Source organism: Terriglobales bacterium (assembly GCA_035624455.1).
Lineage (GTDB): Bacteria > Acidobacteriota > Terriglobia > Terriglobales > Acidobacteriaceae > DASPRM01.
Window position 1 is genome coordinate 13,924 of record DASPRM010000037.1, and the last position, 20,741, is coordinate 34,664.

Below are 20,741 nucleotides of genomic sequence, written 5' to 3' on the forward strand. Positions count from 1 at the left end.
GGCAGCGATCAGCGGTCAGTTACTCAGAACCGAAAACCATTGAGACATGGGGGACTTGCCTTGGGGGTTGTCCTGGCAGACTTCGTATCGTTCCCGAGTGCTAATTAATGAATGTGAATGGTGATGGCCAGGTGAACGGTTTTTCCATCCGTGCAAGCAATCTTCAACTTCTTTGCGCCAAAGGAAAGCAAGTGAAGGCGGAGTCAATTCTGCAAGGAAATGCGGGTCCGAACTGGGATAGGCTACGGGCAAGTGTCTGGCGCTCACGCCAGTTTCTTGCAGGTGCAAATTTCAAGAAAAGGAGAAGTTCCATGGGTGCTCTCGATATGGTCTTGAATGAAGTGGAGAACCGCTTTGGCATGAGCACCACGAGCGCCGGTTCTCTTCTTTCCAGCCTTTTGACGTTCATCACACAGCAGGATGGTGGTTTGAGCGGATTTCTGGATCGCTTCCAGCGCGCTGGCCTGGGAAGTTGGGTCAAGTCGTGGCTGGGGGGTGATGCCAAAGCTATTGCTCCGGAAAGCGTAGAAAATGTTCTGGGCAGAAACACGATTGAAACCATGGCCACCAAGGCGGGTCTCTCAACTTCTACCGCGACGTCTGCCGTGGCTGCTATGTTGCCAGCCTTGATCCAAAAACTAGCGCCCGGGGGGACCATACCAACCCGCTTGCCCTCGGACATCATGTCGTACATTAGCGGTCCCACTGCGGCCCTCGCTTCCGGTACGCGGCAAGCGGTTTATGCCGCAGAGAGGGCGGCGGAGAAAACTGGAATCTCGCGTTGGTTGTGGCCGTTGCTGGCTCTGATAGTGCTTGCGCTACTGGGTTTGTGGTTCTGGAATCGTCGCGAACCGGTGAAAACATCGGCTTTCAATGTCCAAGAGCAACTGCGGCTGGCATCGGAGAGAGCCACAACGGCGCTGGCATCTTTGAAGCCGGGGTACAGTTCCCAGGACCTAGTGGGCGCTTTGAATCTGTATGTGATCAATTTTTCGACTGGGAGTGCGCAGCTTCCCAGCGAGAGCTACGATTTTCTGAACAAGGCGGCGGCTGCAATGCAGGCTGCGCCCTCGGGAACGACGATCGAAGTAGGCGGTCACACCGACAACGTGGGAGACGCGTCAGCCAATGCGCAACTCTCGGAGAAGCGAGCCGATTCGGTGCGGGATTATCTGGTCAAGCAGGGAGTGAATCCCTCCGCTCTGGTGGCTAAAGGCTATGGAGACACGAGGCCTGTCGCCAGCAACGACACTGAGGAGGGCAGGTTCCGTAATCGAAGGATTGAATTTTCGGTCATGAGGTGATCGCGGTAGTCGATGAGGAATTGGCCCGTACAGCAGCGCTGTTCGGGCCTTTTTGTTCATCAGTTGCTTCGCGTTACTGAAGGCTAGGACCACCAGAGAGGTTGACCGTGGCATCAAAAATAAAGAAGCTGGCCCCTTGGAGGAGCAGGGAATGGTACGGTCTTTGGTCGCATTTGGATGGTTGCGGGATCTGGTGATCGTGGTTCTGGTTTTAGCAGGAAATTTCATTCGCCATACTTCTCCGTGGGTGGGAACTACCGTCATTGCGGGAGCGGTCGTAGTCTTCGTGGAGCGCTTCTTGTGGAACTGGTATCTGTTTGACCTGGAGAAACAGCAATCGGGCAATCAGTAGTCAGGCGCAGCAACCACAACTGCGTCAGTACTCGGCACATAGGAACCTGCACCCGGCGTTCGGCACTCGCCGTTCGGCGCTGGTCACTAAGCACCAGGCATTCAGCACGCAAGTAAAGGGTGAGACGTAGAGGAACGGAGTTCGCCCAGAACGCGGCTATAGCTTGATCTCTCAGACCAGCGAAAAAACCCGGAAAGAGCGCCAGTTGGACTGATATCCTTTCGTGTTTACGAAAAGCGAGCGGCTACGTCTCATATCGTGTTGAGCGTGGAAACAACCAGCAACGATCGACTACCCGAATCGCATTCTCGAGGAGGGAACTTGAAGCGCCGAGAATTTATCGTTCGCACTGCTTGCGGGCTGGGAGCGGCCTGGCTCAGTTCCAAGACTTTAAGGGCCGTTCCCCTGACCTCGGCCCCACGCAAGTTCAGCGCCTCCGATACCGTGGTCCTGGGAAACACTGGTATTCGGACCAGCCGGCTGGCAATGGGAACCGGGACTGTGGGAGTCGGTCACCACTCGCATCAGACCGCGCTGGGCATCGATGGTCTTTCTCGTCTGTTACTGAATGGTTATGAAAACGGGCTGCGATTCTTTGATGCGGCTGATTCGTATGGCAGCCATCCGCATGTGGCTGAGGCACTCAAGCATGTTCCCCGCGACAAGGTCACGGTTTTGACCAAGACGTGGTCGCGTGATGGCGCCGGGGTTCGTGCCGACCTGGACCGTTTCCGCCGCGAACTGGGCGTCGACTACATCGATATCGCGCTGATGCATTGCCTTACCGAAAGCGATTGGACCGATCGCTACAAAGGCGCGATGGACGCGCTTTCCGAAGCTAAGCAGAAAGGAGTCATTCGCGCGCACGGTTGCTCCTGCCATAGCATCGGCGCTCTGCGAGCTGCTGCCGCCTCACCGTGGGTAGAAGTAGATTTGGCGCGCATCAATCCGGTAGGAGCCGAAATGGATGCCGATCCTAAGACGGTGGCTGAAGTACTCAGCCAGATGCGGGCGGCCGGCAAAGCTGTGGTCGGTATGAAGATTCTGGGCGCGGGAGCGCTGCGCAACCGTCAGGATGAGGCGCTGAAGTACGCGCTATCACTGGACCTGCTGCACGCTTTTACAATCGGCGCGGAGAGCAAGACCGAGCAGGAAGATCTGATCAGAAGGATTGCGGCGGTGAGTGTTTAGCCGTTAAATCGCTAATTGCTAAATGCTGACTGTTTTTTCAGCTAATCACCCGCTTCACGAATCCTCGAATCCCGATCCAAGACAAGATCAGCAGCGATAAAACGAGCGCGGCCAGAACGACAGGCGAGGGCATGTGCGGTAAAGCCGGCGTAAGCGCAGCGCGCAGACCTTCGCTCATGTACACCAACGGATTCAGGAGCACCAGCACTTGTAGCCAGCGCACGCTGTGTAGCAGCGCCCAGGGATAGTAGACGCAGCCCAAAAACGTAACCGGGATCACTACCACGGCGAAAATCAGATTAATCTGCTGCGGCTTGGCGATAGTGCCGAGCGCCAGGCCCATGGCTCCGGAAACGAGACCAGCCAGCACGATCACCGTTAGCAGGAATGCCCAGCTCGAAACGTGCACGTGCACCGGCATGGAGGGAATGAAGTAGGCAAGAGGGAACACCACTCCAGCTGCGATCACACTTTGCACCGCGCTGAATACGATTTTTTCCGCGGCGACTCCTCCGGTTGGAAGCGGAGCCATAATGCGGTCGAACAACTCTCCACCCACGCCGAGTTCAATCGCCAGCGGCAGGGCCACTGCCATGATTCCCTGGAACATGATGGCGATGGCCATCAGTCCGGGAAGGATGACCGTGCCGAAACTCACGCTGGAGCCTGTGGTGAACCCCTGGCCAATCCGCGGGAAAACGTAAGTGAATACGAAAACGAAAAACAGCGGGTTCATGACGGTGCGCACGACGAAGGCGGCAGCTTCGCGGCGCAGCACACATATATCGCGAAGCATGAGTCCACCGAAGGCGTGCGCATAGGCAGATGCGCGGTGCATCTGCGGCTCGGTTGTCGGCAAAGAAAGCGCTGCTTCAGTCACGGAGTTCCCTCCCGGTTAGGCGGATGAAAACTGTCTCCAGAGTCGGCTCGGTCACGGCGACGTCGCGTAGGTCGTAGCCCTGCGCCACCTCCACTACCCGTGGCAGCAGGCCATCGCGGCTGCGGGCATAGACTCGGAATCCAGGCGGCGTCTGCTCCACCGCCTCCACACCCGGCAGCGAGCGCAATCCCTCAGCCAGCGACGCCGGCGCGTCGGAAAGGTGCATTTCCATCACCGTCTGCGCGCCGACGCTTTGCTTGAGCTCCGCAGGTGTGCCGTTTACCAGAATCCTGCCGTGATCGATGATGGCCACGCGGTCGCAGAGCTGATCGGCTTCTTCCATATAGTGCGTGGTCAGCAGCACGGTGATTCCGCTGACGCGCATGTTGCGCACCAGTTCCCAGACAGCGAGCCGGCTTTGGGGATCGAGTCCGGCGGTGGGCTCGTCCAGGAAAAGAACCTTGGGCTGGTGAGCCACAGCGCGCGCAATCTGCAGGCGTTGCGCCATTCCGCCGGAAAGTTCGCGGACCAGGGCGCTGCCGCGCTCGAACAATTTGAACTCGCGCAACAAATCATCGGAGCGTCGGCGCGCCGTCTCGGCTGCCATGCCGAAATAACGGCAGTGGAAGTAGATGTTCTCCCAGGCGGTGCAGGCGCGGTCCAGAGTGTTCTGCTGGGGTACGACGCCAATCAACAGCCGAGCCTGAGGTGGATCCTCTTGTACTTCCACGCCGTTGATCCAGATGCGTCCGCTGGTGGGAACAGTCCGAGTCGTGCAGCAGCCGATGGTTGTGGTTTTGCCCGCGCCGTTGGGACCGAGCAAGCCGAAAATTTCACCGTGAGAGACCTTGAGATCGATGGCATCAACGGCGGTCACTTTCTGCCGTCCTTCGTAGATCTTTACCAGCTTCTGGATTTGGATTGCGGAATCCGTATATGCCTCCCAGATTGCGGTTGCACTCGACAATGAGTTACGACTCTACAGCACCGATTTCACCACGCCACCATCCGCTCTGACCGCAGCTCCAGTGATGACCGCTGACTGCGCGCTGGCGACGATAACCACGACCGCTGCGACCTCCTCCGGTGTTTCGAACCTTCTGAGCGGCGATGTTGGCCGCATCTCTTTGAAAAATTGCCTCTCAAGCTCGGCGGAGGTCAAATTTCGCTGCCGCGCGACCTCTTGCAAGAACGCGCCAGCGCCCTCCGAAGCGGTTGGTCCCACCAGAATTGAATTCACCGTGATTCCGCTACCTGCGAGCGATTCAGCCAGACCCCGAGCGATGGCTACCTGCGCCGTCTTGGTCATGCCGTAATGCACCATCTCCGCGGGAATGTGGACCGCCGACTCGCTGGATATGAAAATCACTCGGCCCCAATTCTTCTTCTGCATACCCGGCACATAGTGTCTCGTCAGGCGCACACCGCTCAGAATGTTTACCTCAAAGAAAGGCTGCCAATCCGCGTCCCGGGATTTCGAGGAATGGCTTCACCTCAAAGATGCCGAGATTGTTTATCAGTATGGCAGCTTCGGGTACCTGACTGAGAAATGTCTCGACACCTTGCGCTGTGCCAAGGTCGGCGGCGACACCGCGCACACGGTCATTCTTTACGCTCTGTCGAATCTGCTCAAGTGCGGCGTCCACCCGAGCTTCGGTTCGGCCGTTGACCACCACCAATGCGGCCTCGTGAGCGAGCGCCGTGGCGATCGCCAGTCCGATCCCAGCAGTTGAGCCGGAAACAATTGCTATCTTGTGTTTTATCCCGAGGTCCATTTCTTTCTCCTCTCGCCGCAAGCCTCCCTCGGACAATGTTCTCGAAGGATGTGGATTATGAGAAGAAATGCACGTCCGCTCAGCGCAGCGCTGGACGGGCAGAAAGTTGATCGAGAATCTGTTTTCCCAGCTTCTGCGCCAGGCCGAAGTGCGATTGATAATCCACAAACAGCCGGGTCAATTCCAGCGATTCTTCCGGCTTCAGGTGCGCGCGCAGCAGCATGTCGCGCACATGGACGGGATTGGGCAGGCGTGCTTCTTCGGTGAGCTCTTCCAAGGCGGTTTGGCGATTGTAGTGATACATGGCGGCTCCATCTGGTTAAGAAGATAGCTTGGGGCGCGGGAGAATACAAAAGTTAGAGAGCACTTGGCAGTCAGCACTCAGCCAAAGCGAAAACCGAGGAAAAAGGCGCGTTGTGGGAAACTGCAGATCCCTCGTCGCAGTGATTACTGATTGCTGAGTGTTCTTCTCACACCATCTCCGTTCCCCACAGATCGTGCAAATGGAGGATGCCCTGCACGCGGCGATCACCATCAACTACCACCAGCGAAGTTATTTTCTTCTCCTCCATGATGTTCAGCGCGGTGATCGCGAATTGGTCGGGAGCGATCGTCTTCGGGTCGCGGGTCATGCATTCGGCGGCGGTCAGATCAAGCACGTCTTTGCCGCATCGCTCCAGCAGGCGCCGCAGGTCGCCATCGGAGATGATGCCCAGCAGAGTCTCGCCTTCGACTACCGTGGTGACGCCGAGTTTCTTGCGCGACATTTCGTAGATAACGTCGGACATGCTGGTCTGGGGGGCCACGCGAGGCAGGGCATCGCCGGTGCGCATCAGGGTACGGACCCGCGCCAGACGCTTGCCCAGCTTGCCGCCGGGATGGAGATTGGCGAAGTCTTCCTCCTGAAAACCGCGTTTTTCGGCGAGTGCCATTGCCAGTGCATCTCCCAGGGCCAGCATGGTGGTGGTCGATGCGGTGGGTGCCAATCCCAGCGAGCATGCTTCCTGGGCTACCGAGCAATCCAGCACAATGTCGGCGGCTTGCGCAAGAGTGGAACGCATCTCCCCAGTCATCACAATGAGCATGGCTTCGAGCCGTTTAATTTGGGGCAACAGGCTGAGGATTTCCTCAGTCTCACCGCTGTAGGAAAGGGCGATGACAATGTCGCCGTGCGCCAGCATGCCCAAGTCGCCGTGGCGAGCCTCGGCGGGATGCAGAAACAGCGATGGCGTGCCTGTGGAATTGAACGTGGCAGCCAGCTTGCGCGCCACCAGGCCACTTTTGCCCATGCCGGTGACCACGACGCGCCCGGCGCAGCAGTGCAGCATCTCGACAGCCTGAGTAAACCTGCCTGCCATGGGACCGGCCAGGCGATCCGCCAGGGCATGAAGCGCGTCTGCTTCGATGCGCACCACATTTTCACCGATGTATTTCATGTGGAAAGGAGATGTTAGCAGAAGATGCACTCAGCACTCAGGAGTCAGCATTCAGCACTCAGTAATCAGGGCTTAGCATTCAGCGCTCAGTAATCACTTTGCAGCGACACTTTGCGTGAGGCGGAGAAAGCTTGTGTGGGACAGGCAATCTTGCCTGTCCATCTTCATTCAAGTCGAGACCTTGCGATCGTAGCTGATTGCTGAATTCTATCTAATCCCTCAACCGCTTCTTGCCGATAACCACAGCAGCCCTGACTGGAGCTGTTCATGAGAACCATTCTGCTTCTTTGCCTGGCCGTGGTGTGCCTTTATCTGCTTTCGAGTGAAGCCCGCGCCCTCGAAAATTCATACCAGACAGCGACCCTGATCGAAGCGAGGCGGACGCAAGCCGGTGAGGGAGTCGGCGGCGATTGCTTTGTGCTCGCTATCCGCCTGCGCGATATTGTTTATTTTGCCCGCCAATGCGCCTTGTTCTCCTGGAATTCCTACGCGCCGTACGAATTTACCGAGAATGGCGAAGTGGAAGTGCGCCTGGAGAACGACAAGATCTTTCTGCGGCGTCCGAACGGGAAGGAATTGAAAACGCGAGTGGTGCGCAGAGTGCGTGTGCCGCAGGAAGAAGACGTGCACACCCTGTGGAGAACGACGCTTCCGGCACCGCAGGAACTGCAACCCGCTTCGCCTGCATCCCCTAGTTCACCTGCGTCTGGGGCGGGCTCTTTACGCTGACGGCGCGCTGCACGGCCAGCAACTGATTCAGCACCTCGCGCAGGTTCTGCAGATCGAGAGCGTTGGGTCCGTCGGACTTGGCCTCGCGAGGATTGTCGTGAACCTCCAGGAAGATACCGTCCACGCCAGCGGCCACGGCGGCCCGCGCCAGTACAGGAATAAATTCTGGTTGCCCGCCTGAGATTGCCTCTCCATTCGACCCTGCAGCTGACGGAAGTTGAACGGAATGGGTAGCGTCGAATACCACGGGCGCAAACTCGCGCATGATGGGGAGGGAGCGCATGTCTACGACAAGATTGTTGTAGCCGAACGACGCGCCACGCTCGGACAGGAAGACGCTATTGTTTCCGGAATCACGAATCTTCCGGACGGCATGGCGCATGTCCCAGGGAGAAACAAACTGGCCTTTTTTGACGTTCACGGCGCGGCCAGTTTTGGCGGCGGCGACCAGCAGGTCCGTCTGGCGACAGAGAAACGCGGGAATCTGCAGGACGTGCGCGACCTCCGCCACGCGTTGCACATCAGCCGTCTCGTGTACGTCAGTGAGTACTGGCACTCTCACCGTGGCAGCAACCTTGTGCAAGATGCGTAAGCCTTCGGCCAAGCCGGGTCCGCGAAAGCTCTTGAGGGAGGTGCGATTCGCCTTGTCGTAGGAGGCCTTAAAGATGTAGGGCAGCTTGAGCGAGCGGCAGACGCCGGCAATGCACTCTGCCATCTTGAGCGCATGCTCTTCGCTTTCGATGACGCACGGCCCGGCGATCAGGAACAGGGAACCTCCTCCGATGGTAACGTCGCCGACTTGGAAGGAGTGGGGCACTGTTCACACACCAGATCGGAGCACAGAGTGCAGGAAAACAAACACAAGATCCTTCGACTCCGCGCCAGCGACCCGCAAAAGCGCTGGTCGGAAAGACAGAACTTGCGCGTCGCTCAGGATGACACCCAATGGTTCGTAGATCACCCCGGTCATGCATTTCGCCCCATGCTCACGACCTTGCTACCTTCTCCGGTCGCAGGAACATAGAAACTGACTTCGCCACTTCCTGGCGCTCCCTCTCCGCGAGTTGACGGTTCCGTTGCTCGTGCGCAGCTTTGATGAAGGCCACAAACAACGGATGCGGCTCCAGTGGTTTCGACTTGAACTCGGGATGGAACTGGCAGCCTAAGAAATAAGGATGATCTGCGATCTCCACGATCTCGACGTAAGTGCCATCCGGAGTTGCGCCGGTTATGCGAAGCCCGCCGGCCGTTAGTGTTTCTTCGTATTCGCGGTTGAACTCATACCGATGGCGATGGCGCTCGCTGATTTCCGCCTTTCCGTATGCCTTATAAGCGAATGAGTTCGGCTCGAGTTTGCACGGCCACGCTCCCAGGCGCATCGTGCCGCCCAACTCTTCGACGCCGCGTAGCTCGCGCAACTTGTAAATCACGCGATGAGGCGTAGCCGGATCGAACTCGCTGGAGTTCGCATCGGCCAGCCCGCACACATTACGCGCAAATTCAATGCAGGCTGTCTGCATACCCAGGCAGATTCCGAAATAAGGAACTTTCTTTTCGCGTGCATAGCGAATGCCGTTCAGCATGCCTGCGATGCCGCGCTTGCCGAAGCCGCCGGGAACCAGGATGCCATCGTAGCCCTCCAGTTGCGATTCATAATCCTCTGGCTTGCCTTCCAGACCCTCGGCCTCAATCCATTGCAGGTTCAGTTTCAGATTTTGCGAGAGCGCCCCGTGAACCAGCGCTTCTTTCAGCGATTTGTAGGAGTCTTCGTACTCAACGTATTTGCCGACAATTCCGATTGAGACTTCGCCCTGTGGGTTGTAAACACGGTGGACCAGGTCTTCCCACTGCCGCATGTCGCGGTCCCGGGCTGTAATGTGCAAATACCGGAGCACCAGGTTATCCACACCTTCATTGGCGAACACCAGCGGCACTTCGTAGATCGAGCCGACGTCCTTGGCGGTGATAACGGCTTCTTCTTCCACGTTGCAGAAAAGCGCGATCTTCGACTTGATGTCCTTGGAGAGGAAGCGGTCGGTGCGGCAGAGCAAAATGTCGGGCTGAATTCCCACGCTGAGCAATTCCTTGACGGAGTGCTGCGTGGGCTTGGTTTTCAGCTCTCCGGCGGCAGCGATATAGGGAACCAGGGTGACATGGACGAACAGTGTATGTTCGCGTCCCAACTCCTGGCGCATCTGGCGGATCGCCTCAATAAACGGCAGCGACTCGATATCACCGACCGTTCCGCCGATCTCCACGATGCAGACGTCCACCTCCTGCCCGACTTTCTTCATGGCGGCCTTGATTTCGTTGGTGACGTGGGGAATGACCTGCACGGTTTTCCCGAGATAGTCGCCGCGGCGCTCCTTGGCGATGATCTGCTCGTAGATTCGGCCGGTAGTCCAGTTGTTATCGCGCGTGAGCTTGGCGTGGGTGAAGCGCTCGTAGTGGCCGAGGTCGAGGTCGGTTTCCGCGCCGTCGTCGGTGACGAAGACTTCGCCGTGCTGGAAGGGAGACATGGTGCCCGGATCGACGTTGAGATAGGGGTCGAACTTCTGCAGGTTGACCTTCAGCCCACGGCTTTCGAGCAGGCAGCCGATGGATGCTGCCGCCAGACCCTTGCCGAGAGAAGACACCACACCGCCGGTCACGAAAACGTATTTCGCCGACATCTCAACCTCTGGTTTTGATTGGGATTAGTTGTGCGCCGTTCGGAGGGGTGCACGACCAATTATGCCTGAAAAGCGGCGCCAAGGGAACTATCTACCTGGCAGGACGCATCGAAATTCGTGAGGGATTCTCCCGACTACAACGAATCGGCAGATAATAGGCTTAATCATGGTCAAATTTCGCCAAAGCTACCCGCTCTTGATCGCCCTCGCATTCTTTTTGACAGTCTTCCCGTGTCCGCCTAGCCTCCATGCCGATGAAACCAAGCGGCTGATCCTGACCGACGGCTCCTATCAGGTAGTAACGAAATGGGAGGTAGTGGGCGACCGGGTGCGCTATCTGAGCGCCGAGCGCTACGAGTGGGAAGAGATGCCCAAATCAATGGTGGACTGGAATGCCACCGAGAAATGGGAGGCGGATAACAAGGCGGGCAAGTTGAAATCCTCAATCCCGGATGTTAAACCCGAACCGGATGATGATGTCAGAACGCAGGATGTGCTGTCTCCGCAGGTGGCGCCCGGGCTCAGGCTGCCGGAAACGGGAGGGATCTTCATTCTCGACAACTTCCAGGGCCAGCCGCAACTGGTCGAGCTGACCCAGAACAGCGGGGATCTGAATAAAGACGTCAAGGGGAACATCCTGAAGAACACCATCAATCCGCTGGCGGGGAACAAACAGAGCATTGAGCTCAAAGGCGCGCGGTCTCCGATCCAGGGCCATCTGAGCCGGCCGACAGTCTTCATAAACTTCGATCCCAATGCAGAGGCGACCAAGCCGACGGCGGCGGTGGGATCGGGACACTACGGGCTTGTGAAACTGGAATCCAAGAAGGACGTTCGCGTGGTGGGCTCAATTAATGTCGCTATCACGGGCAAAATCTCGCAGAAAGAATCCATGATTTCCTGCTCCCGCGAGTCGATGACCGGCGGCTGGATCAAACTCACTCCGAATGCCGACCTGCAGCCAGGCGAATACGCGGTGGTGGAGTTTTTGGGAGACAACGATATCAACCTGTTTTTGTGGGATTTCGGAATTAACCCCTCTGCACCGGCAAACGCTACGGCTTGGAAGCCCGCTGCGGTGACCTCCAAACAGGCAGACGACAAAGCACCGGAATTGCAGAATCGCAGGAAGGACTAGCACTTAGCTACGTTTTCAGCACTCCATGTTGCGCGACGCCGATATTGTCGCGAGTGGAATTCTTCACAACGTACATCATTTCATCGGCCTGGCGAATGATCTCGTGGGCGCTCTTCGCATCCTCCGGATAGGAAGCCAAGCCGAAGCTGGCGCGCACGTTCAGGTTCAGATCCTCATCTTTTAACCAGAGATTCTGACGGAAGTATTCCAGCAGACGCTTAGCCACGATGGTCGCCGATTCTTTGCCCGTTTGCGGAAGCAGGATGACAAATTCGTCTCCGCCATAGCGGAAGGCGTAATCGATCAAGCGCAGATGGGACTTGATTGCATAGCCGATCTCGGCCAGGAGCTTGCTGCCGATCAGGTGACCGTAGGTGTCGTTGACGCGCTTGAAGCGGTCGAGATCAATGAAGAGAACAGTAAATTCGTAGCCGAAACGCGCCGAGCGGTAAACCTCTGACTCCAGGGTCTTATATAAGTGGCGGGCGTTGTAGAGTCCCGTGCAGTCGTCGGTGATGGTGAGTTCCTGGATTTTTTCAACGGCGCGGGCGTTATCGATGGCGATGGCGGCGTAGTCGCATAAGGCCTGCAGGAAGAAGAGTTCGTTCTCATCGAACTCGCTCAGCCCGATGTTAATGAGCTGAATGACGCCCAGAACACGCTGCCGCGACTTCAGCGGCATGCAGACTATGGAGCGCGTCTTCCATTTGGTCATTTCGTCAATGCGCTTGGCGAAACGAGGATCGCTGTAGACGTCCGGGACGATGAGGGCCTCGCCGTGCTTGGCGACCCAACCCGCGATGCCTTCCCCCATTTTGAGCCGTACCGTTTTTAGGGCCTCGGCGGCATCGCCGACAGCGATCGCGAAATAGAGCTCGCTCTTTTGATCATCGACCATCAGCAGCGACCAGGTGTCTGGGCGGAAGTATTCGGCTACCTTTTCCATGATGGTCTGCAGGACGGAGTCGAGGTTCAGCGAAGACGTCAGCGCCTTTGCGACATCGTGAAAGATATTCAGTTCGTGAAGCTGACGCTTTCGTTCGATGTCCGCACCCTGAGTCATGAAGCCGGAGCTCCGCGGTGGATGGGAAGAATGCTTGGCGGCATTATACGGGCCCTCTCCGGCTGCCTCAATATAGGGCAGTTACGAATGTCACACGGTTATAAGTATGATCGGGTGAAGTCTGATCGATGAAAATTAAGAGCTTCACGCTGGCATTCTGAGGGATGCGCCCGCCTGCTCCTCCGACCCGGGTTTTTAGCGGGTCGCGGGCGGAGTCGAAGGACCTTGCGATTTCTGTTCCTTCATTCAAAGGATCGCGGGCATATTGGTGCCAGAAGTGGAATGGCGTTCGAGGGCAATTGCGCTCAAAAATTTCCGCCTCAGGCCAACCGGTTTCCTGTTTGTCACCTTGATGACCGAAATCGCGTTTGACACCCATTTCCTGCAAAACCTATGATGGCAACCGATCCAAAAAAATTCCTTCGCGGCGGTATCGGGGGATCACAACGTGGGAGGCTTTGGCGAACGGCTCCGGCGTGAGCGCGAGATGCGCGGCATCGCCCTCGACGAGATTTCTACCGCTACCAAAATCAGCAACCGCTTTCTTCGCGCCCTGGAAGAAGAGAAATTCGATCTGCTGCCCGGCGGAATCTTCAACAAGGGGTTCGTTCGCGCCTACGCGAAATTTCTGGGGATCGACGAAGAGCAGGCGGTAGCCGACTACACCGCGGCCGCCGGCGTGCCGTTGGAATCTGAGCAGAATGGCGACCTCTCCGAGACGCTAGAGCGCTGGAAGCGGCCGGAGCCGGAGGAACTCAAGGAAAAGCGAAAGGAAGAGCGCTCTTCCTGGTCGGCGATTGCGGTTGTGGTGGTGCTTGGGTCTCTGGTTTTCGCGGGCTGGACCTATTACGCGAAGCGCAAAGCGGAGCACGAGGCACGCGAGACAGAAGCTGCTGCGGCTGCCCAAGCTGCCCAACAGGTCAGACCCCCAGCCCCGGTCGAAGCTGAGCCGGAGAAGCCCGCTGCGCCAGCTACCTCGCCGGTGGAAAAGCCTCGGGCTGCAGCACCTTCCGGCGCTACTTCTTCCGCCTCCAATCTCTCGAACAAACCAGCAGTTTCAGCCAGCGGTAAACCGACCACCGTTCCCGGATCAACCGGTAAGCCATTTGCTGCGGATAGCGGGGTGAAGGCCCCCACGGCGACAATTTCGGCCGCAACAATCCCAGGAAATGCCAAACCCACGACAACATCCAAACCCGGAGCGGCAGCAACGAATCCCGCAGCAACCGTCGCCAGTGCCGCAAAGCCTGGCGAAACCAGCAGCAAGGAAGCCGCGGCACCCAAAGTCGAACCGGCCAAGACGGAAGCGCCACCTGCCAAGGCGCCCATACATTTAGTGCTGCGGGCGAAGCAGGACTCCTGGGTCTCAGTCACTGCCGACGGCAGGCTGGTGATGAAGGATACACTTGCTGCCGGGACGGAGAAATCCGTTCGTGCCACCGGCGAGGTGGTGTTGGTGTTGGGAAATGCAGCGGGGATCGAAGTTCTCTACAACGGCCGCGCCTTACCCGCACTAGGGGATCAAGGGCAAGTCAAGACGGTCACGTTTACCCCGGAGGGATATCAATAGGAACAGTCAGCACTTAGCAATCAGCGGGCAGGTTTTCCAGCCCTTGCCGTAGGGGGATTCCGTTCCCGAGTAATTCTCTATGAAAAGATTGCTGAGCGCTCGCTCCCTCTGTTACTTTTGAAAGGCTTGCGGTGGGCTGAGGCCCGATCTGGCTCTCGCCTAGACCTGAGTGCTTTTAAGTAACGGAGGAACATAGATCTTGCCATCCCCGAAGCGGTATCTTTTTACTTCCGAGTCGGTGACCGAAGGCCATCCCGACAAAATTGCTGATCAGATTTCCGATGCCATCCTGGATGCCTGCCTGGAGAAGGATCCGTACAGCCGTGTAGCCTGCGAAACCCTGCTGACCACCGGTCTGGCGTTCATTGCCGGCGAGATCACTACCAAGGCGTATGTGGATTTTCCGTCCATCGTGCGGGGCACGGTGACCGCGGTGGGCTATACCGAAGCTACCTATGGTTTTGATTCCAACACCTGCGCGGTGATCAGTTCCATCCACGAGCAGTCGCCTGACATCGCCATGGGCGTGGACCCGGGAGGGGCTGGCGACCAGGGCATGATGTTCGGGTTCGCCACCAACGAGACCGAAGAATTCATGCCTGCGCCGATCAGCTTGGCGCACAAGCTCACCCATCGCCTGTCGTATCTACGCAAAGAGGGACATCTTGACTTTCTCCGTCCTGACGGCAAGTCGCAAGTCACGGTGGAATATGACAGCAATCATCGTCCGGTGCGCGTAGACGCGGTTGTCGTCTCCACCCAGCATTCGGAATTGATCGATAACAAAAAGCTGCGGGCAGAAGTGCTGGAGCACGTGATCCAGGCGGTGATTCCCGCCCACCTGCTCGATGCGGATACGAAGTACCACATCAATCCCACTGGGCGTTTTGTAGTGGGGGGGCCGATGGGCGACACTGGTTTGACTGGCCGCAAGATCATCGTCGATACCTACGGCGGGATGGGGCGCCACGGCGGCGGATGCTTCAGCGGCAAGGATCCGACCAAGGTCGACCGTTCGGCTGCCTACATGGCGCGCTATATCGCCAAGAATATCGTCGCAGCCGGCCTGGCGGATCGATGCGAGGTGCAGCTTGCGTATGCCATCGGGGTGGCTGAGCCGGTGAGCGTGCTGGTGGATACCTTCGGTACGGGCAAGATCGCCGAAGAAAAAATTCGCGATCTGGTTAGGGAGAACTTCCCGCTTACGCCGCGCGGCATCATTGAAGGACTGAAGCTGCGACGTCCGATTTATCGCAAGACCGCTGCCTACGGGCATTTCGGTCGCAGTGACAAGGACTTTACCTGGGAGGCCACTGATAAGGCCGCGGTGCTGCGTTCTGCCGCAGGTGTGGAATCTGCGGTGCAAGTGGGCAAGAGATAAATTTCGCGAGAAGGCAGAACCCAGGTTTTTGGGCTCCTGCGGGTGATCCGCAGGCGTGCGGAAGAAACAAGGACCCATCTTTCGGGGCGGCAACGCGAAGTTGGGCGTAACCAAGCACGCCCTATCACATTATCTTCAAATGCGGCTGGCCTGAGGTCTGGACACCAGCCGCCGTCTTCTTAGAAAGTGAACAGGAGAGTATGGCTACGACAGCGACAAACGTTCCCTCGGATGTAAAGAGTTTTGAACTTGCGGATCTGGGTAAGAAGCGTATCGATTGGGCCAACCAGTCGATGAAGGTGCTGCAGATCATCCGCAAGGAGTTCATCAAGAACCAACCTTTGCGCGGAATTCGGGTCTCCGCCTGCCTGCATGTGACCGCGGAGACTGCAAACCTCATGATCACCTTGCGTGATGGCGGCGCCGACGTCGCCCTTTGCGCTTCCAATCCGCTTTCCACGCAGGATGATGTGGCTGCCTGCCTGGTGCGGGATTACAGCGTGCCCGTCTTCGCTATCAAGGGCGAGGACAACAGCACCTACTACTCGCATATCACCGCCGCGCTCGACCACAAACCGCAAATCACCATGGATGACGGGGCCGATCTGGTAACGACCGCGCTGACCAAGCGCACGGACGTAGTGGACGGCATCATCGGCGGCACCGAAGAGACGACCACGGGCGTGATCCGGCTGCGCGCCATGGCCAAGGAAGGCGTGCTGCGGTACCCGATCATTGCAGTCAACGATGCGGATACCAAGCATCTCTTCGACAATCGTTACGGCACCGGGCAGTCCACGATCGATGGCATCATCCGCTCCACCAATTTCCTGCTTGCTGGCAGCAAATTTGTAGTCGTGGGATATGGCTGGTGCGGCCGTGGTCTGGCCAGCCGCGCACGCGGTCAGGGCGCAGAGGTTATCGTGACGGAAGTTGATCCCATCAAGGCGCTTGAGGCAGTCATGGATGGCTTCCGCGTAATGTCTATGCAGGAAGCAGCCAAAATTGGCGACGTTTTCTGCACCGTCACCGGCAATAAGAATGTGATCGGCAAGGAACATCTCGAGCTGATGAAGGATGGCGCCATCATCTCCAACTCCGGTCACTTCAATGTGGAGATCGACATCCCTGCGCTGGAGAAGCTGGCTTCTTCCAAACGCACGACGCGGCCATTCTGCGATGAATACTCACTGAGAGATGGGCGGAAGATTGTCCTGCTCGGCGAAGGTCGCCTGATCAACCTCGCGGCGGCTGAAGGACATCCGGCCTCAGTCATGGATATGAGCTTCGCCGATCAGGCACTCTCCCTGGAGTTCCTGGTGAAGCATCACCAATCGCTGGATAAGAAGGTATATCGCGTGCCAGAGGAGCTCGATCGTCGCGTGGCGAAGCTGAAGCTGGAATCCATGGGAATCAAGATCGACCGCCTCACTCCTGAGCAGGAAGAGTACCTGGCCAGCTGGTCGGAGGGGACGTAGGAGCAAACAGCAGTCAAATTCAGCAATTAGCCCTTAGCAGTTAGGACAAAATCCGATTGTCATCCGAGCGACGCGCTCGGCTTGCTCTTTTGACCCCTATGTTTCGCGGGTCGCGGGCGCGGGGTCGAAGTATCTTGCGTTTTCTGTCACTTCAATTATGCGCCGCTGCCCAGGTTCGCGCCGCGCTTTTCGGCGCTAACCTGGGCGAAGCCTGAATGATTGTTTTACTCCACTCACAACACCACCATCGTGATTCCCTTGTTCCGCCTCCCGAGGTCTGAATCCTGCTTGAGATCAGGGTGTTCCCCCAACAGCCCCCAGGTCCGCTGATCCGAAACTGACCAGTCTTCGCCGAAAATACACGCCTGAATTTCTCCTTGATCCGTCATCTGTCGTAGCTTGCTCTGCAGCGCGATCCGAATGTCGCCTCCTGCGCCAGTCGACCCATAGCCATGGATCAGCTTTACGAGTGAATATCCCTTACGCCGCGCGAGTGCCAGCTCGCGATCCATCTTAACCAGTGCCTCGGATATCGACGGCATTCCATCCTCGATGTTGACCGTCTTGATCTTCATGATGGGCATAAGGGGTCAGACCTCGGAAGTTAGCAATTGGGAAAAAACCTGTCGAGGCTGCGCCTCGACCTCCCGCCCTAGCCAAAAGAAGGCTAGGGGGCACCGCAATCACCCAGGTTAGCGCCGAACTGCCCGTCGCTAACCTGGGGCACCCGGATGATTGCTGAACACTAAATGCTATTCTCTACCCATGAAAGAAATCGCTGGCTGGGCGCTGAATGTTGCCGATCTCGGCAAGGCGAAATATGCCGAAATCCGCATCGTAGACGACCGCCAGCGTGCGATGGCGACCAAGAATGGCAAGGTCGACCATGTCGCCGATTCCGAGTCGCTTGGTGCCGGAATCCGCGTGTTGGCGGGCGGCGCCTGGGGTTTTGCTGCCACTGAAAAGCTGACGAAGCCGGGAATCGAAGCGGCAGCTGCCGAGGCGATGAAGATTGCTCGCGCCTCAGCCCGGGTGAAGCAGCAGGATGTCAAGCTCGTTCCTGAGCAGGCTTACGTCGATGACTGGGCCAGTCCATGCCAGATCGATCCCTTTTCGATTGCAGTCGAGCAGAATCTTGAGCTCCTGCTTAAGGTTGATGCGGAGTTGCGTTCGGTGAATGGAGTAACGCTGGCAGAGACGAATCTCAACTTCCGCCGCTATGAGCAGTGGTTCTACAACAACCAGGGCTCAGATATTCATCAGACGAAGACCACGACCGGCGTGGGATACGCGGCCTATTCGTTTGCCGGAGATGAAATTCAGAAGCGCTCTTATCCCAACTCCTACGGCGGCCAGTGGCAGGAGCGCGGCTATGAATTGATTCAGGAGCTAAAGCTGGTGGAGAACGCGCGTCGGATTGGGGAAGAGGCGGTGGCGTTGCACAAGGCGGACCGATGCCCCGAGGGCAGATTTGACATCATCCTTGATTCCTCGCAGCTGGGGCTACAGATTCACGAATCCATCGGACATCCCATTGAACTCGACCGCGTGCTGGGCATGGAAGCCAACTTCGCCGGCACTTCGTTTCTGACACTCGACAAATTGCGCAGACTGAAATACGGCAGCGACATCGTTAATGTAGTGGCCGACGCTACCGAATCCCACGGTCCCGGCTTGGGCACGTTCAAATATGACGATGAAGGCGTGCCCGCGCAATGCACACCGATCATTCGCAACGGACTTTTCACTGGTTACCTGAGCTCGCGCGACACAGCGGCTGCTATCGGCGACCGGCGTTCGGGAGGAACTATGCGGGCGGAGGGCTGGAACCGTGTTCCCATGATCCGCATGACCAACGTCAGCATTCTGCCTGGGCAAGAACCGCTCACTCTGGAGCAGCTCATATCGAACACAGAGTACGCCATTTTATTTCAGACCAATCGTTCGTGGTCGATTGACGACAAGCGCTACAACTTTCAGTTCGGGACCGAGATCGGCTGGGAGATCAAGAATGGCAAGATCGGTCGCATGCTGAAGAATCCGTCTTATTCAGGCATTACGACGGAGTTCTGGAATTCCATGGACGTCATCTGCTCGCGTGACGAGTGGGTGTTGTGGGGCACACCCAATTGCGGCAAAGGACAACCGATGCAAGTGATGGGGACGGGCCATGGCGCGGCGCCGGCAAGATTTCGGGGCGTGCAAGTGGGGTCGGCATACAGGGGAGCGTAATGCTAACTTCCGACCAAGCCCACGATCTTTTCTCCCGCGTGCTGCGCTATTCCCAGGCGGACGAGACTGAGCTGCTGATCGCCGGCGGACGCAGTGCCCTGTCCCGTTTCGCTAATAACGCCATTACGCAAAACGTCGCTGAAGAGAATTACATTCTTTCGTTGCGGGTCGTCTTCGGCGGGCGAACTGCCCGTGCAACCACGAATAAATTTGACGAGGCCAGCATCGAGCGGCTGGTGAAGGCCGCCTCGGGTCTGGCGAAAGTCCAGCATCCTGATGCAGATCTCCTGCCCCTGGCCGACAAGGCCGCATTTTCGCCGAATGGACATCCCATCAAGCGGGCATTCGGAGAATCAGCGAGCATCACTCCCGAAGAGCGAGCGCATGCCATCGAGCAAATGGTGAAAATTGCGGGCCGTCACAAACTCACCGCAGCAGGCATTTTCTCCTGCTCGGAGTCGATCGAGGCGGTGTTGAACTCGCGCCAGCTAGCGGCATTTCATACGCAGACGTCGTCAGAGATCTCAGTCACGATGCTGGGAAAAGATTCCTCGGGTTGGAACAAGGCCAATTCGCCCAACGTGCGGGATCTTGATGCCACGCATTTGGCCGAGATCGCCGCCGAAAAGGCGATGCAATCGGCCGGTCCCCGGGAGTTGCCTGCAGGCAAGTACACGGTGATTCTCGAGCCGGCTGCCGTGCTCGACCTCGTCGGCTTCATGTTTTGGGACTGGGGCGGCCAGGCGGTCCTCGATGAGCGCTCGTTTCTGAATAATCGCATCGCCCAGCAGGTTTTCGGGGAAAACATACAGATCGCCGACGACGTTTATCATCCGCTCCAAACGGGCGCTTCCTTCGATGGCGAGGGGGTCAGGCGCCAGCGTGTGCAGTTGGTCGAACACGGCATTGTCCGCCGCCTGGTGTATGCCCGGGGCACGGCGGAAAAGATGCGGAAGTCGCCCTGGGCAGCCAAGGTCGGCCCGATTGAGGCGACCGGTCATGGTTTTCCGCTGCCGAACGCGATGGGCGAAGCTCCCCTGAATATTGTTTTCACCGCTCCTGGCGAGACCCGGAGAGTGGAGCAGATGATAGCGGGCACCGAGCGTGGAATTCTGGTCACGCGCATGTGGTACATCCGCGAAGTCGATCCTTACGAGAAAATTCTCACCGGCATGACCCGCGACGGCACGTTCCTTGTCGAGGACGGGAAAATTCGGGGCGGGCTCAGGAATTTTCGCTTCAATCAGAGCCTGATCGAGATGCTGCGCAACGTGGAACAGATGAGCGAGCCCGTGCGCGCCAGCGGAGAGGAATCATTCGACATGGTGGTTCCCGCCATGAAGGTGCGCGATTTCAACTTCACCGAGGTCACGAAATTCTGAGAAAGCAGTCAGCACTCAGAACCTATCTCACTAATGTGGCTCCTGAATAAATGCTTGCTTCGCGAGTGAAGTTGAAGCAAATGAAAGGCATGGCTGATCTCACGGATGCGCAATGGGAATACGTCAGGCCGTTTTTGGAGTGGGAACAACAACAGAGA

The 20,741-nt window shown here is 57.6% G+C and carries 21 protein-coding genes; 10 read left to right on the forward strand and 11 right to left on the reverse strand.

Annotated features, from left to right (window positions below; genetic code table 11):
- Positions 1 to 311 precede the first annotated feature (311 nt).
- From VEG30_04800 to VEG30_04810, 3 genes are all read left to right on the forward strand, one after another.
- Positions 312 to 1,304 carry an OmpA family protein gene (locus VEG30_04800; protein ID HXZ79227.1) on the forward strand — a complete coding sequence of 331 codons (993 nt, stop codon included), beginning with the start codon at positions 312 to 314 and terminating at the stop codon, positions 1,302 to 1,304.
- 151 nt (positions 1,305 to 1,455) lie between these two features.
- On the forward strand, positions 1,456 to 1,656 hold the full coding sequence (locus tag VEG30_04805) for a hypothetical protein (GenBank protein HXZ79228.1): 201 nt from the start codon (positions 1,456 to 1,458) through the stop codon (positions 1,654 to 1,656).
- 321 nt (positions 1,657 to 1,977) lie between these two features.
- Positions 1,978 to 2,847, forward strand: coding sequence for an aldo/keto reductase (locus tag VEG30_04810; GenBank protein HXZ79229.1), 870 nt, complete (start codon positions 1,978 to 1,980; stop codon positions 2,845 to 2,847).
- A 37-nt stretch (positions 2,848 to 2,884) separates the two neighbouring features.
- Here VEG30_04810 and VEG30_04815 read toward each other — a convergent pair whose 3' ends face one another.
- From VEG30_04815 to VEG30_04840, 6 genes are all read right to left on the reverse strand, one after another.
- Complete coding sequence (locus tag VEG30_04815) at positions 2,885 to 3,727, reverse strand: ABC transporter permease (protein HXZ79230.1); 843 nt, start codon at positions 3,725 to 3,727, stop codon at positions 2,885 to 2,887.
- The gene (locus VEG30_04820; GenBank protein ID HXZ79231.1) at positions 3,720 to 4,694 is read right to left on the reverse strand and encodes an ATP-binding cassette domain-containing protein; all 975 of its coding nucleotides are present in this window, start codon (positions 4,692 to 4,694) and stop codon (positions 3,720 to 3,722) included. The genes VEG30_04815 and VEG30_04820 overlap by 8 nt, the downstream gene beginning before the upstream one ends.
- 12 nt (positions 4,695 to 4,706) lie before the next feature.
- Positions 4,707 to 5,150, reverse strand: coding sequence for an SDR family oxidoreductase (locus VEG30_04825; GenBank protein ID HXZ79232.1), 444 nt, complete (start codon positions 5,148 to 5,150; stop codon positions 4,707 to 4,709).
- Positions 5,151 to 5,169: 19 nt separating this feature from the next.
- Positions 5,170 to 5,502 (reverse strand): SDR family NAD(P)-dependent oxidoreductase, encoded by a 333-nt coding sequence (locus VEG30_04830; protein HXZ79233.1) that lies wholly within the window; start codon positions 5,500 to 5,502, stop codon positions 5,170 to 5,172.
- 79 nt (positions 5,503 to 5,581) lie between these two features.
- Complete coding sequence (locus tag VEG30_04835; GenBank protein ID HXZ79234.1) at positions 5,582 to 5,806, reverse strand: hypothetical protein; 225 nt, start codon at positions 5,804 to 5,806, stop codon at positions 5,582 to 5,584.
- A gap of 166 nt (positions 5,807 to 5,972) precedes the next feature.
- The gene (locus VEG30_04840; GenBank protein HXZ79235.1) at positions 5,973 to 6,968 is read right to left on the reverse strand and encodes a KpsF/GutQ family sugar-phosphate isomerase; all 996 of its coding nucleotides are present in this window, start codon (positions 6,966 to 6,968) and stop codon (positions 5,973 to 5,975) included.
- A gap of 237 nt (positions 6,969 to 7,205) precedes the next feature.
- On the opposite strand from VEG30_04840, the gene VEG30_04845 reads away from it, so the two are divergent.
- Positions 7,206 to 7,667 (forward strand): hypothetical protein, encoded by a 462-nt coding sequence (locus VEG30_04845; protein HXZ79236.1) that lies wholly within the window; start codon positions 7,206 to 7,208, stop codon positions 7,665 to 7,667.
- Here VEG30_04845 and kdsA read toward each other — a convergent pair.
- Both kdsA and VEG30_04855 read right to left on the reverse strand, forming a co-directional pair.
- Complete coding sequence (gene kdsA, locus VEG30_04850; protein HXZ79237.1) at positions 7,630 to 8,484, reverse strand: 3-deoxy-8-phosphooctulonate synthase; 855 nt, start codon at positions 8,482 to 8,484, stop codon at positions 7,630 to 7,632. The two genes, VEG30_04845 and kdsA, sit on opposite strands and share 38 nt — an antisense overlap.
- A gap of 169 nt (positions 8,485 to 8,653) precedes the next feature.
- On the reverse strand, positions 8,654 to 10,339 hold the full coding sequence (locus VEG30_04855) for a CTP synthase (protein ID HXZ79238.1): 1,686 nt from the start codon (positions 10,337 to 10,339) through the stop codon (positions 8,654 to 8,656).
- A gap of 166 nt (positions 10,340 to 10,505) precedes the next feature.
- Here VEG30_04855 and VEG30_04860 point away from each other — a divergent pair, with 166 nt between their 5' ends.
- Positions 10,506 to 11,477 (forward strand): hypothetical protein, encoded by a 972-nt coding sequence (locus tag VEG30_04860; protein ID HXZ79239.1) that lies wholly within the window; start codon positions 10,506 to 10,508, stop codon positions 11,475 to 11,477.
- Positions 11,478 to 11,484: 7 nt separating this feature from the next.
- On the opposite strand, the gene VEG30_04865 is transcribed toward VEG30_04860, so the two are convergent.
- Complete coding sequence (locus tag VEG30_04865) at positions 11,485 to 12,540, reverse strand: sensor domain-containing diguanylate cyclase (GenBank protein HXZ79240.1); 1,056 nt, start codon at positions 12,538 to 12,540, stop codon at positions 11,485 to 11,487.
- Positions 12,541 to 12,607: 67 nt separating this feature from the next.
- Positions 12,608 to 12,919: a hypothetical protein gene (locus VEG30_04870; GenBank protein HXZ79241.1), complete on the reverse strand. Its 312-nt coding sequence runs from the start codon at positions 12,917 to 12,919 to the stop codon at positions 12,608 to 12,610.
- Between the two features lie 69 nt (positions 12,920 to 12,988).
- Between VEG30_04870 and VEG30_04875 the strand changes: the two genes are divergently transcribed.
- From VEG30_04875 to ahcY, 3 genes are all read left to right on the forward strand, one after another.
- The gene (locus VEG30_04875) at positions 12,989 to 14,110 is read left to right on the forward strand and encodes a RodZ domain-containing protein (protein HXZ79242.1); all 1,122 of its coding nucleotides are present in this window, start codon (positions 12,989 to 12,991) and stop codon (positions 14,108 to 14,110) included.
- 199 nt (positions 14,111 to 14,309) lie between these two features.
- Positions 14,310 to 15,491 carry a methionine adenosyltransferase gene (metK, locus tag VEG30_04880; GenBank protein HXZ79243.1) on the forward strand — a complete coding sequence of 394 codons (1,182 nt, stop codon included), beginning with the start codon at positions 14,310 to 14,312 and terminating at the stop codon, positions 15,489 to 15,491.
- Positions 15,492 to 15,691: 200 nt separating this feature from the next.
- Positions 15,692 to 16,969, forward strand: a complete 1,278-nt coding sequence (gene ahcY / locus VEG30_04885) for an adenosylhomocysteinase (protein HXZ79244.1) — start codon at positions 15,692 to 15,694, stop codon at positions 16,967 to 16,969.
- Positions 16,970 to 17,202: 233 nt separating this feature from the next.
- Here ahcY and VEG30_04890 read toward each other — a convergent pair whose 3' ends face one another.
- Positions 17,203 to 17,553, reverse strand: coding sequence for a hypothetical protein (locus tag VEG30_04890; GenBank protein ID HXZ79245.1), 351 nt, complete (start codon positions 17,551 to 17,553; stop codon positions 17,203 to 17,205).
- Between the two features lie 181 nt (positions 17,554 to 17,734).
- Here VEG30_04890 and VEG30_04895 point away from each other — a divergent pair, with 181 nt between their 5' ends.
- Together VEG30_04895 and VEG30_04900 are read left to right on the forward strand one after the other, a co-directional pair.
- Positions 17,735 to 19,201: a TldD/PmbA family protein gene (locus tag VEG30_04895; GenBank protein HXZ79246.1), complete on the forward strand. Its 1,467-nt coding sequence runs from the start codon at positions 17,735 to 17,737 to the stop codon at positions 19,199 to 19,201.
- The gene (locus tag VEG30_04900) at positions 19,201 to 20,583 is read left to right on the forward strand and encodes a TldD/PmbA family protein (protein HXZ79247.1); all 1,383 of its coding nucleotides are present in this window, start codon (positions 19,201 to 19,203) and stop codon (positions 20,581 to 20,583) included. The genes VEG30_04895 and VEG30_04900 overlap by 1 nt, the downstream gene beginning before the upstream one ends.
- The last annotated feature ends 158 nt before the right edge of the window (positions 20,584 to 20,741 follow it).